This window comes from Pseudomonas sp. FG29 (assembly GCF_057809355.1).
This window is the reverse complement of the sequence record NZ_JBMDJU010000021.1, coordinates 72,476-88,275: the sequence shown is the minus strand read 5'-3', so window position 1 is coordinate 88,275 and position 15,800 is coordinate 72,476. Positions and strand designations below refer to the sequence as shown.

Annotated in this window: 23 protein-coding genes; 13 read left to right on the top strand and 10 right to left on the bottom strand. The window is 59.5% G+C overall.

Annotated elements, in window-relative coordinates:
- Window positions 1-66: 66 nt before the first annotated feature.
- Window positions 67-822 (bottom strand): sulfite exporter TauE/SafE family protein, encoded by a 756-nt coding sequence (locus ACODS1_RS19075; protein ID WP_489086898.1) that lies wholly within the window; start codon window positions 820-822, stop codon window positions 67-69.
- Between the two features lie 99 nt (window positions 823-921).
- On the opposite strand from ACODS1_RS19075, the gene ACODS1_RS19070 reads away from it, so the two are divergent.
- Entirely contained in the window at window positions 922-1,884 is a 963-nt protein-coding gene (locus ACODS1_RS19070; RefSeq protein WP_489086897.1) for a LysR family transcriptional regulator, read from the top strand.
- Window positions 1,885-1,948: 64 nt separating this feature from the next.
- Here the strand turns inward: ACODS1_RS19070 and efp are convergent, their stop codons facing one another.
- From efp to ACODS1_RS19050, 4 genes are all read right to left on the bottom strand, one after another.
- The gene (efp, locus tag ACODS1_RS19065) at window positions 1,949-2,521 is read right to left on the bottom strand and encodes an elongation factor P (RefSeq protein WP_322981233.1); all 573 of its coding nucleotides are present in this window, start codon (window positions 2,519-2,521) and stop codon (window positions 1,949-1,951) included.
- Between the two features lie 43 nt (window positions 2,522-2,564).
- Window positions 2,565-3,698, bottom strand: a complete 1,134-nt coding sequence (earP, locus tag ACODS1_RS19060) for an elongation factor P maturation arginine rhamnosyltransferase EarP (protein ID WP_489086896.1) — start codon at window positions 3,696-3,698, stop codon at window positions 2,565-2,567.
- Window positions 3,699-3,944: 246 nt separating this feature from the next.
- Window positions 3,945-4,154, bottom strand: a complete 210-nt coding sequence (locus tag ACODS1_RS19055; RefSeq protein WP_322981231.1) for a hypothetical protein — start codon at window positions 4,152-4,154, stop codon at window positions 3,945-3,947.
- A 98-nt stretch (window positions 4,155-4,252) separates the two neighbouring features.
- The gene (locus ACODS1_RS19050) at window positions 4,253-5,275 is read right to left on the bottom strand and encodes an AraC family transcriptional regulator (RefSeq protein ID WP_489086899.1); all 1,023 of its coding nucleotides are present in this window, start codon (window positions 5,273-5,275) and stop codon (window positions 4,253-4,255) included.
- A 143-nt stretch (window positions 5,276-5,418) separates the two neighbouring features.
- Here ACODS1_RS19050 and ACODS1_RS19045 point away from each other — a divergent pair, with 143 nt between their 5' ends.
- Entirely contained in the window at window positions 5,419-6,603 is a 1,185-nt protein-coding gene (locus ACODS1_RS19045; RefSeq protein ID WP_489086895.1) for an acetyl-CoA C-acyltransferase family protein, read from the top strand.
- Between the two features lie 52 nt (window positions 6,604-6,655).
- Window positions 6,656-7,228 (top strand): TetR/AcrR family transcriptional regulator, encoded by a 573-nt coding sequence (locus ACODS1_RS19040; protein ID WP_489086894.1) that lies wholly within the window; start codon window positions 6,656-6,658, stop codon window positions 7,226-7,228.
- A 27-nt stretch (window positions 7,229-7,255) separates the two neighbouring features.
- On the opposite strand, the gene ACODS1_RS19035 is transcribed toward ACODS1_RS19040, so the two are convergent.
- On the bottom strand, window positions 7,256-7,702 hold the full coding sequence (locus ACODS1_RS19035; RefSeq protein ID WP_489086893.1) for a MarR family winged helix-turn-helix transcriptional regulator: 447 nt from the start codon (window positions 7,700-7,702) through the stop codon (window positions 7,256-7,258).
- A 71-nt stretch (window positions 7,703-7,773) separates the two neighbouring features.
- On the opposite strand from ACODS1_RS19035, the gene ACODS1_RS19030 reads away from it, so the two are divergent.
- The gene (locus tag ACODS1_RS19030; RefSeq protein WP_489086892.1) at window positions 7,774-8,520 is read left to right on the top strand and encodes a siderophore-interacting protein; all 747 of its coding nucleotides are present in this window, start codon (window positions 7,774-7,776) and stop codon (window positions 8,518-8,520) included.
- Between the two features lie 270 nt (window positions 8,521-8,790).
- Here ACODS1_RS19030 and ACODS1_RS19025 read toward each other — a convergent pair whose 3' ends face one another.
- From ACODS1_RS19025 to ACODS1_RS19010, 4 genes are all read right to left on the bottom strand, one after another.
- Entirely contained in the window at window positions 8,791-9,402 is a 612-nt protein-coding gene (locus ACODS1_RS19025; protein ID WP_489086891.1) for an OmpH family outer membrane protein, read from the bottom strand.
- 31 nt (window positions 9,403-9,433) lie between these two features.
- A complete protein-coding gene (locus tag ACODS1_RS19020; protein WP_489086890.1) occupies window positions 9,434-10,204 on the bottom strand; it encodes a hypothetical protein in 771 nt (256 codons plus the stop codon).
- 29 nt (window positions 10,205-10,233) lie between these two features.
- Entirely contained in the window at window positions 10,234-10,989 is a 756-nt protein-coding gene (locus ACODS1_RS19015) for a hypothetical protein (protein ID WP_489086889.1), read from the bottom strand.
- Window positions 10,990-11,090: 101 nt separating this feature from the next.
- Window positions 11,091-11,366, bottom strand: a complete 276-nt coding sequence (locus tag ACODS1_RS19010; protein ID WP_489086888.1) for a helix-turn-helix domain-containing protein — start codon at window positions 11,364-11,366, stop codon at window positions 11,091-11,093.
- 127 nt (window positions 11,367-11,493) lie between these two features.
- Here ACODS1_RS19010 and ACODS1_RS19005 point away from each other — a divergent pair, with 127 nt between their 5' ends.
- The 9 genes from ACODS1_RS19005 (at window position 11,494) to ACODS1_RS18965 (ending at window position 15,800) form a co-directional block, all read left to right on the top strand.
- Window positions 11,494-11,709, top strand: a complete 216-nt coding sequence (locus ACODS1_RS19005) for a DNA-binding protein (protein WP_489086887.1) — start codon at window positions 11,494-11,496, stop codon at window positions 11,707-11,709.
- Window positions 11,706-11,924 (top strand): hypothetical protein, encoded by a 219-nt coding sequence (locus ACODS1_RS19000; protein WP_489086886.1) that lies wholly within the window; start codon window positions 11,706-11,708, stop codon window positions 11,922-11,924. The genes ACODS1_RS19005 and ACODS1_RS19000 overlap by 4 nt, the downstream gene beginning before the upstream one ends.
- A 39-nt stretch (window positions 11,925-11,963) precedes the next feature.
- A complete protein-coding gene (gene pflM / locus ACODS1_RS18995; protein ID WP_489086885.1) occupies window positions 11,964-12,335 on the top strand; it encodes a lysogeny maintenance protein PflM in 372 nt (123 codons plus the stop codon).
- A 4-nt stretch (window positions 12,336-12,339) separates the two neighbouring features.
- On the top strand, window positions 12,340-12,651 hold the full coding sequence (locus ACODS1_RS18990) for a hypothetical protein (RefSeq protein WP_489086884.1): 312 nt from the start codon (window positions 12,340-12,342) through the stop codon (window positions 12,649-12,651).
- A gap of 360 nt (window positions 12,652-13,011) precedes the next feature.
- On the top strand, window positions 13,012-13,398 hold the full coding sequence (locus ACODS1_RS18985; RefSeq protein WP_489086883.1) for a hypothetical protein: 387 nt from the start codon (window positions 13,012-13,014) through the stop codon (window positions 13,396-13,398).
- A 15-nt stretch (window positions 13,399-13,413) separates the two neighbouring features.
- The gene (locus tag ACODS1_RS18980) at window positions 13,414-13,593 is read left to right on the top strand and encodes a hypothetical protein (RefSeq protein WP_489086882.1); all 180 of its coding nucleotides are present in this window, start codon (window positions 13,414-13,416) and stop codon (window positions 13,591-13,593) included.
- A gap of 11 nt (window positions 13,594-13,604) precedes the next feature.
- Window positions 13,605-13,808 carry a hypothetical protein gene (locus ACODS1_RS18975; protein ID WP_489086881.1) on the top strand — a complete coding sequence of 68 codons (204 nt, stop codon included), beginning with the start codon at window positions 13,605-13,607 and terminating at the stop codon, window positions 13,806-13,808.
- An 11-nt stretch (window positions 13,809-13,819) separates the two neighbouring features.
- Window positions 13,820-14,026 carry a major capsid protein gene (locus ACODS1_RS18970; protein ID WP_489086880.1) on the top strand — a complete coding sequence of 69 codons (207 nt, stop codon included), beginning with the start codon at window positions 13,820-13,822 and terminating at the stop codon, window positions 14,024-14,026.
- Window positions 14,027-14,168: 142 nt separating this feature from the next.
- Window positions 14,169-15,800 (top strand): virulence factor TspB C-terminal domain-related protein, encoded by a 1,632-nt coding sequence (locus ACODS1_RS18965; RefSeq protein ID WP_489086879.1) that lies wholly within the window; start codon window positions 14,169-14,171, stop codon window positions 15,798-15,800.

Genomic DNA, 15,800 nt, shown 5'->3' with positions numbered 1-15,800 from the left:
AACTGCGCTTTTTCGGCTGTTTTTGCCTTGCACTGGCTGCCTCGCCTACGTTTTTTCAACGGCCTGCTACAGCTCCAACGCCAACAGCACCGCGCAAACCAGCAGAAAGCCGCAGAACAGGCTGCGCAGCAGGCGCTCCGGCAGCGCATGCGCCAGGCGCACGCCCCAACTGATGCTGAGCAGCCCGCCAATGGCCAGCGGTATGCCCATCCACCAGTTGACGTGCTGGTGCATCGAATAGGTAAACAGCGTCACGGCGGTGCTGGGCAGCGCCAGCGACAACGACAGCCCCTGCGCCACCACCTGCGTGGTGCCGAACACGCTGGTCAGCACCGGCGTGGCCACCACCGCCCCACCCACGCCGAACAACCCGCCCATGGCGCCGGCGACACCGCCGAGCACACCGAACCAGCCCCAGGGATAGCGCAACTCGCCGCTGGGCGCGGTCTGCTGCATCAGCATGCGCAACAGGTTGTAGGCTGCCAGCGCCAGCAGGAAGCCAACAAAGGCCCAGCGCATGGTGCGCGCATCCACCCCCACGGCGTAGAGCGAGGCCAACCAGGCGCAAAAGAAGCTGGTGACGCCGAGCAACAGGGCATGCCGAAGATCGATACGGTTACGCTGGTGGTAACGCCAGATGGCCAGCATCACGTTCGGTACCACCATCACCAGCGCCGTGCCCTGCGCCAGTTGCTGATCGAGCCCGAACAGCACACCGAGTACCGGAATGGCGATCAGGCCACCGCCGATCCCGAACAGACCGCCCACGGTACCCAGCGCGACACCCAGCAACAGATTCAGCAACAGATCGAACAGGCTCATGACACCTCCAAGGTTGTGCGCATGGTAGAAGCCTGCGGCTAGTATGGAAACGCACAACCGCGCACAATGGCTTTGCATATAACGCACAGGCGAGCACATATGAACCCGGATGCCTTGACCGACCAGCTGGAGCTCTTCCTCGATGTGCTGGAAACCGGCAGTTTCTCGGCGGCCGCTCGCCGCCACCCGCTCACGCCTTCAGCGGTAGCGCGGCGTATCGATGCCCTGGAGCGCGCCATTGGCAGCAGTCTGTTCAGCCGCACCACCCATGCCGTGCGGGTCACCCCCGCCGGTCTGGCCTTCGCCGAGCGCGCCCGGCGCATTCTCAATGAACTGCACCTGGCCCGCGCCGAAGCCGTGTCGCTGAGCAGCGCGCCGGAAGGCCTGATCCGCATCGATGCACCGACCCCCTTCGGTCGCCGCCATCTCGCCCCGGCCATCGCCGACTTCCTCGCCGCCAACCCTGGCCTGGACGTGCAACTGCGCCTGATCGACAGCTTCACCGATCTGCATGGTGAACACCTGGGCGAAGTGGACGTGGTGGTACGCATCGGCCCCTTGCCGGACAGCCGCCTGGTGGCCACACCGCTGGCCTCGATGCTGCGTATCGTCTGCGCCAGCCCGGACTACCTGCGCCGTCGCGGCATCCCGCTTAGCCCGCTGGAACTCGACCAGCATGACGGTCTCGACTGGGACAGCCTCGCGCCACCCTATGCCTGGCGCTTCGCCATCGACGGCAAACTGCAGCAGTGCAAACCCAAACGCCTACGGATGGTCACCAACAACGCCGAAACCCTGCTGTTCAGCGCGATTGCCGGGCTGGGTATTGCCCACCTGCCGACCTGGATGAGCAGCGAGCATCTGCAACGTGGCGAACTGGTGCCACTGTTCTGCGAGAACGGCTTGCCGCCGACCGAGCCCAGCACCATCTACGCCTTGCGTCTGGAGCGTGAAGGCAGCCCGCGCATTCGTCTCTTGCTGAGTTTCCTGCAGCAGCGCTTCGGTTTTCCGCCGCCCTGGGATCAGGCGCTGCAGGCCAGCCTGCCCCGCGCGGACGAATGAGCACACAAAACCTGCGCCCACAAAAAACCCGGCGCGCAGGCCGGGTTTTTCGAAACGCTCGGGCTTAAGCCGGCGCCTGGGTGCGACCCTTGTAGGAAGCGTCGCGGGTGTCGATCTCGATCCAGTCGTCGATGTCGACGAACTCGGCAACCTTGATCTCGGTGCCGTTGCGCAGCTTGGCAGGCTTCATCACCTTGCCGGAAGTGTCGCCACGAGCAGCGTTCTCGGTGTAGACAACCTGACGCACGATGGTGGTCGGCAGGTCAACGGAAATGACTTTACCTTCGAAGAACACGGCTTCGCAGATGTCGCTCATGCCTTCTTCGATGAACGGCAGAACGCTTTCCAGATCTTCGGCGCGCAGCTCGTAGGAGTTGTACTCCGGATCCATGAACACATAGTCGTCACCGCTGATGTAGGACAGGGTCACTTCCTTGCGCTCGAGAATCACCGGCTCCATCTTGTCGTCGGCTTTGTAGACGGTTTCGGTCTTGGAGCCATTGAGCAGGTTCTTCAGCTTCATCTTGACGATGGCGCTGTTACGACCGGACTTGGTGAACTCGGCCTTCTGAATCAGCCACGGCTGGCCGTCGATCAGGGCCACGCTGTTGACTCTCATTTCCTGTGCAGTTTTCATGCGAATATCCGAAATATGCGGGAGGTACAGAATTCTAAGCCCGCTATGATAGCCAATTTCGATGAAACTGCACCAGTGCCGAGGCAAGATCCGGCCGAGCGGCCTGCTGTGTGCACCAGCGCCGGGCATGTTTCTGCAGCTCCTGCCAGTTGCGCTGTACCTCACTCCAGGCTTCTGCCATGCTCTCTCCGGCATTCCAGGCCGTCCACAACTTCACCAGAGCGGCATCAGCTGAAGCGCTGAGCCCCAGGCGATAGAGCGCAAGGAAGGCGTGCAGCTTGTCCCAATGCGCGCCCTCCTCCTGCCGATAGATATGCCAGAGCAAGGGCCTTGCCGCCCACTGCGCGCGGATGAAGGAATCCTCGCCGCGCACGGCATTGAAATCACAGCACCACAACAGCCGGTCGTAGTCGGCCTGCGCCATGAAGGGCAGCACCTGCAGATACAGATTGCCACGCTGGCAGCGATCGCCAGGTGCCAACGGTTCTCCGAGCCAGGCCTGCATATCGGCAAGAATGCGCCCTTGCGGCACCAGCAGTTGCGTGAGCTGTTCAGCGGTGGAAAGAACATCCAGCCACTCGCCCAGACCAGCATTTTCATAGGCGAAGAGCGAGATCAATTGCGCCTGCTCCTGCCGTACCACGCCCAATCGCGCCAGGAAGGCGGCTTGCGCCTCATCATCGGCCTGCAGACGATCCCGCTCATCGAGCAGATCGGCCTCACGCAATAGACCACCAGTGCCCTCGACGAAACCAGGAAAGAAGAAAAACTTCTGCAACCCGCCCGGCTGCGGCGAAGGCAATCCGTGGCAACCGGCCACCCAGTCCTCGGCGCTGAGGTATTCCAGATTCAGCCACAACGGCCGGCGCTCACGCGCCGCCATCGCCTCGACATACTGCTCAGGCAAATTGCAGGCAAACGCCTCGATCACCACATCGGGCACCTCGACGGGTTGCCAGGCACGTGGCCAGTGCCGCACCTCCACCCCAGCCTGCTGCTGTATGGCCAACTGCGGATCAAGCGTGGGGCACAGAGGCGCGAAGGCCGTGAGGTCATCCACCCACAGGCGCACCGCCAATCCGTGCTCGGTCACCAGTTGCCGGGCCAGACGCCAGGTCACGCCGATATCGCCGTAGTTGTCCACCACGGCGCAGAAAATGTCCCACTTCACGCCCACCTACCCCGACCGGGAAAAGCGCCAGTTTACCTGCACAGATAAAAGAAATGCCCGCCATAGACAGACCGTGTGAAAACGTAGCGAGCGAAGGTCAGGCAAGGCAAAAAACGGCGAAAAAGCGCAGTTTACGAGCTGTAAATGAGCATTTTGAGCCGTTTTTTAACGCAGCATGGCCGAGCGCAGTAGTTTTCACACAGTCTGATAGAGGCGGGCCAAAGGGAGCGCAAAGCAGGCGCGGAAAATCGATCAGGCCAGGAAGCTGGAACTCGCGTCACCACGAACGGCAGTACTGAGCTGCCAGATCGCCTGGCAGGCCAGGGCTGCCTCCCGTGAGGCGAAGGGGCCGGCCTTGGGCTGGCCATCGACCAGCAGCAACCAGCAAGCCATATGGCCATCGGACTTGAGTTCGGCAGGCACCGCACTGCCCACCAGGGAAACCACATCGATGCGCGGCATAGCCACCTCCAACGGTTTGAGCGTTTCGTTGCCGGTGAGCTTAGGCCGGGGGCGACCTCAGCAGAAATCAGCGCTTTCGATAGTCGCCATGGGCGCAATCAATGGTTGGCAGGCTCGCCGCAAAGCGCAGAGCGGTAACGCCCGGGGCTCATGCCAGTCCACTGGCGGAAGGCACGATGGAAGGCGCTGGGCTCCTGAAAACCGCAGCGCGCCGCGATCTCGGCGATGCTCAGCGCAGCGTCGTTGAGGTATTCGAACGCCAGCGCCTTGCGCACTTCATGCTTGAGTGCCTGGTAGGAAAAGCCCTCACGCTCCAGCTGGCGACGAAAGGCCGACTCGCTGAGCCCGAGGCGAGCGGCCATCTCGATCTGCGCCGGCCACTGCATGTCACAGGCCTCCTTGAGCAAGCGATAAACCTGAGCCGACAAGCCGTCGCGGTTGCGAAAGCGCACCACCAGCCCTTCGGGGGCCTGGCGTAGAAACTGCTTGAGGCTGGCGAAGTTGCGCACCACCGGTAGCGCCAACTGGGCCGCGTCGAACTCCACCGCTGTCTGCGTACACTCGAACTCGATCCACGGCCCCCAGAGCAACGGGTCTGCGCCATGTGGCGGTCGGGGATGGCCGAACTGGGTGTGATCGAGATCGATGCGCCTGCCGACCAGCCAACACGCCACGCCGATCACCAGACTGAGGTAGATCTCCTCTGCCACGCCACGGATGCGTACGTCGCTGATCGTCGTACGCAGCACGATGGCCGCGCGCTTGCCGCGCACCAGCAATTCGCCACGGATGTCCTTGAGGAACAGGTTGAGCCCGCTGAGGCACTGGCGCAGTGCGCGCCCCAGATCCGGCTCATGCAACAGGCTGCGGCAAATCATGGCGAACGCGCCGCGTGGCAACCCGGCGGAATCGAAGGCGAAGAATTCGTCACCCAATAGCTCGGTCAATCGCAGCCACAGGCGCACCACCGCATCGGCCGGCACACGGTTCAGCGGATCGCCCAGCAAGGCCGGATCGATATCGACCGCCCTGAGCAACTGCTCGGCCTGCTGCGGATCATCCTGCAAGCGGTGAATGGCGGCACTGACCAGGTAGGCAGCCACCGAATCTCGCTTGCGCAAGCTGCCGTTGTCGCCGATGGCCGTCATATCGTTTTCCACTTCATCGCAATATCCAAATCCGTCACCGACACCTGCGCAATTCGGGCATGGAACAGCCGGCAGGTGCGTCCTAGACTCTTGCGCCATTCAACCTGGAGGTCGCCATGCACACACCCGAAGTCTTCGTCGTCAGCGCCGTTCGTACCGCCATCGGCACCTTTGGCGGCTCGCTCAAGGATACCCCGCCAGCGCAACTGGCGACCCTGGTCACCCGCGCCGCCCTCGAACGTGCCGGCTGCGAAGCTGCGCGAGTCGAGCATGTAGTGTTTGGCCATGTCATTCCTACCACACCGAAGGACGCCTATATAAGCCGCGTAGCAGCGCTGCAGGCCGGCATCCCCAAGGAAGCGCCCGCCTTCACCGTCAATCGCCTGTGCGGCTCGGGCCTGCAGGCCATCGTCAGCGCCGCTCAGGGGCTGCTGCTGGGGGATTCCCAGGTAGCCATCGCCGGCGGCGCCGAGTGCATGAGCCAGGCGGGCTACCTGGTGCCGAGCGCACGCTGGGGCGCGCGCATGGGCGATGCCAAGATGCTCGATTTCATGCTCGGCGCGCTGCAGGATCCGCTGCACGAGATCCACATGGGCATCACCGCGGAAAACATCGCCAAGCAGTGCAACATCAGCCGTGAAGACCAGGACGCCCTCGCCCTGCTCAGCCAGCAGCGTGCGGCACGCGCCATCGCCGAAGGCCGCTTCGCCGGCCAGATCGTCCCGGTGGAACTGAAAACCCGCAAGGGCGTGACCCATTTCGAAGTGGACGAACACGTACGTGCCGATGCCTCCATCGAGCAACTGGCGAAGATGAGGCCTGCCTTTGCCGAAGGCGGTAGCGTAACCGCCGGCAATGCCTCAGGCCTCAACGACGGCGCCAGCGCCCTGCTGCTGGCAAGCGGCGACGCGGTACGCGCGCAGAACCTCAAGCCGATCGCACGCCTGGTCGCGTATGCCCACGCCGGCGTCGAACCGACCGTGATGGGGCTAGGGCCCGTGCCGGCAACGCGCCTGGCCTTGCAACGCGCCGGCCTCAGCGTTGCCGATCTGGATGTGATCGAGTCCAACGAAGCCTTCGCTGCCCAAGCCTGCGCCGTCGCCCGTGAGCTGGGCTTCGACCCCGAGAAGGTCAACCCCAACGGCTCCGGCATCTCTCTCGGCCATCCGATCGGCGCCTCCGGTGCCATCATTGCCACCAAGGCGATCCATGAGCTGCACCGGGTTCAGGGGCGCTACGCGCTGGCGACCATGTGCATCGGCGGCGGCCAGGGCATCGCGGTGATCTTCGAACGCGTCTGAATGGCTCGCGGCCGGGCATCAGCCTGGCCGCCCCTTCCGCAGCTGAGAGCGCATGATGACGACTACCCTGCCCGACCTGCGAAATTCTCGCTTCCAGCGCAACCGCCACCGTGCGCTCGAACTCTTTGCCCAACGCGGTTTCGCCCAGGTCAGCCTGCGCGAACTGGCCAGCCATCTGGAACTGTCAGCCGGCTCGCTGTACAACCACGTCGCAAGCAAGGAAGAGCTGCTGCAGGAATTCATCGAAGAACACTACATGGCCCTGCTGGCACTGTTCGAGCGGCCACGTGCCGAGCAGTCGGCAGAGGTCAGACTGGCGGCATTGCTGGATGATCTGCTGACACTGCACGCCAGCCATCCTCTGCACTTCCAGTTGGCCAACCGTGAACTTCACTGCCTGGCACCGGAGCAGAGGCAGCATATCGAAGGGCAGCGCCAGCTATTGCGCGAACGGCTCGACGAGCTACTCGCGTCTGTCGGCTACCTCCCCTCTGGCAGCAAGGCAGTCGCAGCACTGGAGCTGCTCGAACACCTGCCCTCCTGGCTGGCGCACTACCCGCTGTACACATCCAGGCGCCGCGATGCTCTGCTCAGTCTGTTGCAGGGCTGCGTAGCCGCCGCTTGAAGCCTGAGTCCCTCATGGCCATGCCACTCACTCCGTTGATGAGCCGCGCAGGTTCGCACCGACACGCTCCAGCAATGCCAGCAACTGCTCGCGCTCCTCGATGGAGAGCCCCTGCACGGCGACTTCGTTGAGGAACTGCCCCTGACGCCGCAGCGTCTCGTGCACGGCCTGCCCGTCGGGCGTCAATCGCAGGCGCGTAATGCGGCGATCCTCCTCATCCACCTGCCCTTGCAACAGATCCTTGTCACGCAGCTCCTTGATCAACCGTGCCAGTTGCGCCTTGTCACGCCCGGAGCGCTGCACCAGCTCACGCAAGGTGGCATCCGGATGAGCAGCAAAAAAGCTCATCACCTTGTATTCCATATGCGTGAGGTCATGCGGCCCATCGCGCAAAACCCGGTATTGCTGGGCGCGATACAGGTGCATAAGGGAATGGATCGACTCGAAGACGTCATCAGCAAGCTTTTCGGACATATCGTTGACTTTATCAACCATGTGCTTTTAGGATGATTGATGTTATCAACTAATCACCTCAGGGCACACCCATGAACACCACCAACCCACAGCGCCGCGTCCAGCGGGTTCGTCACGAATTGCGCCGCCGCAACGTCCAGATCCAGCGCATCGAGCGCCTGGACGATGGATTCGCCAGCATCACCTTCAGTGGCGAAGACCTGGCCGACTTCAACTCGGCCTCGTTCGACGACCACATCAAGTTCATCTTCACCAATGCCGCGGGCGAGACCGTCATGCGCGACTACACCCCGCGCCATTTCGATACGGCCAAACGCGAGCTGACCATCGAATTCGCCCTGCACGGTCACGGCCAGGCCAGCGACTGGGCTGCCGCTGCAAAACCCGGCATGCCAGCCACCATCGGCGGCCCTAAGGGTTCGATGATCATTCCCATGGATTACGACTGGCACCTGCTGATCGGCGACTCCAGCGCCCTGCCGGCCATCACCCGCCGCCTCGAAGAACTGCCCTCGACCAGCCGGGTACACGTCATGCTCTTGCTCGACGCCGCCGTACCGCCCCGCACCTTGCCTGGCACGGCGACGCTTGAGCACTTCGACGATGGCGAAAAACTGCTGGCTGCAGTCCAGGCGCTCACCCTACCCGCCGGCGAAGGCTTCGCCTGGGCTGCCGGTGAAGCCAGCTTGATGAAACGCATCCGCAAGGCGCTGGCGATGGAAAAAGGTCACCCCAAGGAAGCCATGCGCGTAGCCGCCTACTGGCGCCACGGCGCCGAGGGGTTCCATGAAGAACTGACTGATAAGGAATCGGACTGAACAGAGCGCTCGATCGGAAACAAAAAACCCAGAGGATCTTTCGATTCTCGGGGTTCTGGTATTACGAAAGTGGCGGTGAAGAAGAGATTCGAACCCGTTTCAGTAGCGTGCCAATTCGTGCCAAACCCGCTCGTTACGGGCTTTCCGCTCCACTCACCGTCTCGTTTCGTCTCTATTCGGCACTATGATTTCGACACTTTTTCGACACCTGAACGCACTAGCCTGCATCGATCTGCTTCATTGCAGCCATCACCCCAGCGCTATTACCACCTAGCGCTTTAAGCTATCTAGAACGCCACCAGTAACATCAACAACTAAGTCACTCGAATTATAAATCACTCCAGCGCCGTGCTCTTCAATCAACAACTCATATCCATTCGACTTGCCATAGACGGCTATAACGTCTCTTACGCGCTGTTCAATTTTCCGTGCCACTTCTCGATCGTGAACCGCTTTTTGCTGACGACGCTTATCATAAGCTTGAATTTTTGAGTTTAAGTCAACAATAAGCTGATCCTCATCAATTAAGCGCATGCACTTTGTAAATTCAGAATCCAAACTAATCCTACTACCATAAAAAGCTTGGCCATACCCAACTGCAGCCTTGGCGTCGGGAGGCACGATGGACTTCTGACACTTTTCAGATGCCGCACTTCTCAGACTAGCAATTTGGCTTCGTGTTCTTGTGTACTCCTCATCCGAGCCATTCGCACCTTCCAATTCTGCCGGATATGGATTTTCAGCTTTGACACCATCAGCCACTACTGCACGAACCTTGTTGACATCAACAGTCGCCCACTTCACTGGCCTAAGGCTTGATAAATTAATATCGCAACCGGCAACACCTACAGCAACAACAAATAACGCTGCATATCGAAACATAACAACTCCTAGTCATATCTTTAAGAAAAATCTAACCCATCGGACTAAAGCTACTCGCCGCAGAGCAATAGCGCGTTTTCATGCGGTCACTACTTGTCTTGCGGTCACTGTCATAGCGGGCACGCCAGGTTTTGCACTCCTCGTGAAAGTGCTGTTTGGCGGCCTTGCGGCATTCGCGGTAGTCGATTGATCCGCGTCGGTGGTTGGCGCAGACGCTGGTGCCGTCGATGTAGTTGTTCACCGATAGCCATTCCGCCAGGTAGTTCGTCCCACCGTTCCAGCTCTTGATCCATATGGCTGTACGCTCGCGGCTTACCTGTTGGGCTTGGCGCTGTTGCGTCTGCTGGGGTGCCTGGGCTATGCGGTGGGTTGCTGGCGGGGTGTAGGTGCTGGCCGGCTGCTTGGGTGTGTAATTGTTGTCATTGAAGACATTCTGCGCACTGGCAACCGCCCTCGCCTTTTCTTCCTCTGTCCACTCCATCGAGGCGTATGGCTGAGGCTGATTGGCCGACTGGTGTGCAACCCGTTGCGCGGGTGGATCGAGGGGAATGGATGGCAGCCTTAGGTTCTCTTCCGGCTCGCTGTAGGGCTGTTCCGCCGGTTGCTGGCTGAACAGGGGTTTGCCGTCGATGTGGATCGCCTGCTTGAGCTGATCTACATTGATCACGATTGGCTTGGCGAACAACGCGATCACGCCCCAGGTAATCGCGGAACCCACGCTCAGGATGGCCACCATTCGCCATGGGCCGGGCTTTTTCTTGCTACGTAGATAGTTTGGTGCGTCTTCCCAGTCGGATTTCATATTGCTTCCTTGCCCCGCTAAAAATTAAATCACATTAGATTCTGCAGGAAACCTATAGCTTTATTAGCTTTTTCCGCTACTCCTAATAGAGAGTCAGCATGTTGATTCACGTTAGACGCGGAAACTACTGCATCTTTAAGTTTGCGAATCACTTCTATGAATTTTCCAGCCTCTTCAGTCTCCTTCATAGCCTTAAGCTCTGACTCGTTAATCACGGCCTCGCCTATAACCGACTGTAGAGCGTCCTCTAAGCCCCGGGCACCTACCGCCTGATATTTGCTTAGGGCCTCCTCTATTCTCGCCACGTGCTTCTCTATTATTCTTTTCGCACTCACACCTAGCCCAGAATCAGCAAGCATGCCTTTCAACTCTCCAACCAAACCGGCGAGTTCTTGCAATTTTTCTTTATCTATCTCATTTTCTTCGCTGGGTAGAATCTCCGAGCAAAACCCCAGCACAATCAATGTTTCATTGTTGATCTGCTTTTTGACACTCCCCCACTGTGTACCCAGATGCTGTACTGAAAAAACATTATTGCATCTAGTCAAAGCCCCCAAATATAGAGATTCAGTGAAACCCGTGCCTTCCATCTGCTCTTTAGTCAACTCAACTTCATCATGCAGATCAGATAGAAACCTTGAGACCGCGAACTGTTTTTTATTTGGTTCTAAACCATTCACCCCAAGAACATCAGCCCAAACCTCTACAGCAGGTTTAGTTTCTGCCGCGCTTACAGTCTTCCTGAGAACCGCCTTAACCCTATATGCAGAATTAATATTCTTCAAAACGCGTCCTCACACAATCAGAATCTAAGAGCAATAATTTTATTTAAAACCCTTCCCAACCACGCTGGGGTACCAACGTCTAGCTACTTCCTTTGTAATCGCTATCCCGCGTTTTGATTGGGCAAGTTTGAATTGGCCTGATCGTATTCGGGGCTTGTCTGCCCTGCGTCTGGCGCTACCTCGCCACTGACCACCCACAAGGCATATTGAGGAAAAAGCTTAACGATAGCTTCGATCTCTTCGGCCTTGATTTCGCGCTTTCTAGCGGTGTTCTTCAGGTTGTTCCAGGTGTAGCGACTGATGCCAGTGCGCTCCTCGAGCTCAGGAAGCCGAATCCCTGAGCTTTTCAAAATAGTTATAACGCGCTCTTTAATCATAGCCACTTGATCTATAGTTGATATATCCAATATGGATCAACAATGGCATTATCCGTTTCGACACGATCCATTTTGGATAACGCAGTGCTGAATAACTGGCATTGACACGAATAGTGACGGAACGAGCATGGAACTGGAAGAGCTGGAACCTTCGAAGCTGATAGGCCCGCAACAGGACGTGGAAACCGTCGAGTCCTGGGCTGAGCGAAATGGCGTCAGCTACGGCACCGCGCGTGCCTGGGCGCAAAAAAGCGTTCTCCCCACCGTAAAGCTAGGCAAGCGCCGCATGGTCAACAGCGCCCTGCTCCGCTCCTGGCTGCTGGAACAGGAGTGGACGGCATGACGACTCAATACATTGTCGAGACCTGCACCATCCACGGAGCCACCAAGCAACGCCGCTGGCACCGCGTCCACACCGGCCCGAACAAAGCCGACTGTGCTGCCTATATAGAGCGCGTAATCGCTGATCTGCCGTCCGGCCCTGGTCGTCATTGGGGGCTCACCCAGGAACGCGCCCGCGACTTCTATCGCGTCCGTGGTGTGAGGGCTGCCGCATGATCCGCCAAGCCTCCGGCCTCCCTGGTGAGGGCATGACTTATGAATCCCAGCCAGTACCTGCTATCGCATCCGAAGGACTGCGGCTGCCAGAGCTGCTTTGCCCGCAATCCGCAGGGCAAGACGTTCGCCTTTCGCCGTCACCCGCACGCCGAGAGCTGCGACTGCTCTGTCTGCTGGTCACGCCGAAACTGGCAACCGCCGAAGCGCGCCGCCTCCCCGTCCACACCATGCACCGACTGCCGCCCCGCACAGTGGCGCATGGTCGATGGGCGGAACTGTGTGACAGCTGCCTCGTACTGCGAGAAACACAAGCCGTCGCCCCGACCGCCGAAGTTCTGGAGCGTTGTCAGCGACACCGGCAAACCCACCCCTTTCGTGCCCCTGCGCGAACCGTTCGAACTGGTGGGGTGATGGCATGACCGTTTCCTTCCGTGTTGGCCGCTATCTGGTCGCCCTGCTCTGGCATTCCGCGCCTTGGGGCTTCATCGGTTTTGCCGTGGGCTGCGTGTTCGGCACCTGGCAAGCCGTCGAGCTACTGGAGTCGGTGGATGACTACTTCTATCAGGCCATGGCCAAGGTCGTTCACCAGTGCGCCCCCGACGAACTCACCGCCATCGCCGAAGCTGATCCGGTCAAGGGCCGCGCCCCCGGCTTGTCCGAACACGCTCCACCGTTCGGACAAACGGAGGCACGGGCAGAGCGAACCCTTGAACGCCCTCCCCCCTGAAAGCCTCGGCTGGGGAGTGTGGGGCAGCTCCACCGCCCCGCGCTCCCGAGCCCTCGGCGGCAAGAGTGGGATTACAAGGGCAAAGCCCTTGGTGTTAAGCAGATTAATGAGCAAAAGTTAATTATCACCAAAGTTAAAAGTTTCATTGCGTCGCTATTCGGCTCAATAAGCTTTTACGCATGATATTTATGCAAGAGTGATTTTTTAGCTTTTCAGTGGCGTATAACTAAGCACACAAACCCGTTGTAAACCGTGCAATCCCTGGCAGTGAAGAACTTAGCAAGTTCCTCTGCTCGGGCTAACTCGGCCCGCAAAAGGTTAATCCGCGCAATAAGGCGCAACTTAAACGAGGAAACACACATGGCACGCACTACCACTCAACTGGCATTCATCAGCGCTGAGCGCGTGAAGTTCGACAACGTGGATCTGGTCAAGCTGTACCTGGGCGATGAACCGGACGGCGAGAAAGACCTGGGCATCTCCCTACTCTCGATGCAGGTAGCCGACGACGTTCGCGAAGAAGTGTGGAACGCCTGCAAAGGCCTCCATGTGCTCGAAACCGTCAACGTCACCATGGAAATCGAACGCGGCTCCAAGAACGCAGGCAAGTTCATCGTCCTGCACATCGAGTCCGCCAAGCCTGCACGTGTCACCGGTGCCGCTGACACCTCCGCCGAAGCTCGCAAGCTGGCTGCCCAACAACAAGCCAAGCCGACCGGCAGCCAGCCGGACGCGCCCAAGGCCTAACCCGAGGGCGCCGCCGTGCTGATCGTTGATCGCGTGAAGTGTGACTGCTGCGGGCAGCCCATGGGCCAGCTCTACAACCAGCCAGCACCGCAACCCGACCTGCTGCCAGATCTGCGCCAGGCGCCCCACCTGACCCTGTGCCCCGACTGCCTCGACCTCGCCGAAGTCCTCCGCGACCCGAGCTTGGCTGAGTAACAGGGGGCCACATGAATTTCATTGTGTGCGACGGCGTGTGGGAAAGCGTGGGGCAGACCCCGGTTTGCAACGGCACCCTCTCGACCATCGCGCTCAGTGAGATAAGCCCATCCGGGCTAACTGCCGAGGATCACGCGCAGATCCGGGAACACGCCCTGGTGCTGTTCGCCATCGTCTTTGGCGCTCTCGTGCTGAAAAAGGCACTCAACCTGTAGGAGATACACCCATGCAACACCTCAAAACCCTGCGCCGCTCGCTCGGTGCCTCCGCCGCTGTTGGCCTACTGGCCGTACAGCAAGCTCACGCCGAACTGCCGACTGGCGTAACCGATGCCCTGGATGGCGCCAAGACCGATGGTGTTCAGGTCGCGGGCATCGTCCTCGGCGTGATCATCGCCATCGCTGCGTTCAAGTTCATCCGCCGCGCGCTGTAAGGCGCTGCACCACAAACAGCCCGGTAACGCGTTATCGGGCTTTTTCACATCAGGACTTCAACCATGAACCTCGACGCCAACATGCTGACCACCATCATCATCGTTATGGCGTTCTGGGCTCTGTTCTTTGGGCGGGTTTGAAATGCGCTGGGGTCGGTCTTTTATTGCGCTGTTTCTGCTGGTTATTCTGGCTGGCTTTTATTCTGAGTTATCTAGGGCTGATGATTACTATTGGCTTGGGATTCGTTCCGGTATTCCTGGTTATGGTATGGAATTTCCCAGTGCTCAAGCTGCATGTGATTACTTTCATTCCCGCTATACAAACAGCTCTAGCATCATTGACAAGACTCGAAAAGACCAATTAGTTAACGCAGACCTTATGCGTTGTTCTTTCTTTTATTACACATCGACTCGTCAAGATTTTCAGCGTACCGCTTGTCCCGCTAACTCTGATAAACCGGCGTGTCTTCCGCCCACCCCTCAATGCCCCGGCGACTCCGTAGCACAACCCGATGGCACCTGCGCCCTGGAGTGCGAAGCACCCAACGTTCCCAACCACGTCACCATGCAATGCGAACCTCCTCCACTGTGCCCGGAGGGGCAGTATTGGGACTTTGAAACCGAGTCCTGCAAGTGGCCTGAGGATGATCAGTGCCCCGACGGCAGCAACTGGTCGCCCACACTCAAGGATTGCGTCTGCGACGGTGATGGCGTGCTCTCCAACGCTCAGGGCTTTCGCATCTGCATGCCGCCTGCAGACGACAAGTGCACCCCGGACAGCCCCGACTTCAAAGGCTATTACAACGGCTACCGGCCATTCTGCTCGGGCGAGGCTCGCTGCCCGCCCGGCACTACCTACGGCGCAGTCGGCAAAGGCGACACCCTGGAACACGTCTGCATTCCGAACCAACCGCCCGAAGACCCCAATTGCCCTAACGGCACCGTAGGCAATATGGGCGGTGAAACCGTCTGTGTCCCGCCATTCAATGAGCCCGACCCGGATTGCCCCACGGGTTTTTCCGGCACGGTAAACGGACAGAAGGTCTGCCAGCCGGATCCCGATGCCCCACCGGCTGATAACGACTGCAAGCCAGGTGAAACACCCGGCTATGTCGGCACCGGCAGCGAAATGAAAAAGGTCTGTGTGCCAGAAGGCTATGGCCCTCCTACCTGCAAGTCCGGCACCTACCCCATCAACAACGGCAACGGCGGTTTTGCCTGTGTACCTGTTTCTGGCGGTGCCGGCCCGGGTGGTACTGACAACGGCACCAAGCCTAAGCCAAAACCTGGCAGCGGAAGCGGAACCGGCGGCAACGGCAACACTGGTGGCGGTGGTGGGGGCGGTGGTGGCAAGCCTGGCGAAGAAGGCGAACCCAAGCCCTCAACTGTTGGCGGTGAATCCTGCGCTACAGAGCTGCGCTGCGAAGGTGACGCCATCCAATGCGCGATTCTGCGCAAACAGAAGGATCAGGTCTGCCAATGGAAGTATGACGCCGAGGTGCAAGCTCAAGTCGAGGCCACCCTTAGCGGGCCTGGCTATCAGCTCGATGAAAAGCAGGTCGGCGTCGGTTCTCTTTTCACCGAGGCCCTGAACCAAGGTCGTTGGCTCCCCGGCTCCTGCCCTGCCCCGCGCAGCATCAACATCATGGGGCGCTCCTACAGCTTCGAGTGGGAACCGCTCTGCCACTTCGCCGAATCGATTGGGCCGCTGATTGTCGCGCTGGCCTCGATCTTCTTCGCCGTCTTCATTGGTCGCGGAATCAAAGGAAGCTGA